The sequence below is a fragment of the Halorubrum sp. SP9 genome (assembly GCF_005435015.1).
Taxonomy (GTDB): domain Archaea; phylum Halobacteriota; class Halobacteria; order Halobacteriales; family Haloferacaceae; genus Halorubrum; species Halorubrum sodomense.
This window is the reverse complement of sequence record NZ_SGXU01000781.1, coordinates 1-216: the sequence shown is the minus strand read 5'-3', so window position 1 is coordinate 216 and position 216 is coordinate 1. Positions and strand designations below refer to the sequence as shown.

Below are 216 nucleotides of genomic sequence, written 5' to 3'. Positions count from 1 at the left end.
GTCGGAGACCGCCTGGTCCATCGAGACCGCGTAGTCGATCGCCTCGCGGACCTGCGGGTCCGCGGTCGGCCCCTCGTTGCAGTTGAACGCGAGGTAGTAGTAGGAGATGCCGGGCTCCGACTGGAGCGACATGTTGTCCGCGCTCTGAACCGTCTGCCACGTCTGCGGCGTGATCCCGTCCGCGACGTCCGACTGCCCGGTCTCCAGCGAGACGAC

Annotated in this window: 1 protein-coding gene; it reads right to left on the bottom strand. The window is 67.6% G+C overall.

Annotated features, from left to right (window positions below):
• The coding region (locus EXE45_RS19295; RefSeq protein ID WP_241989551.1) for an ABC transporter substrate-binding protein at positions 1-216 on the bottom strand (216 nt) is incomplete at both ends.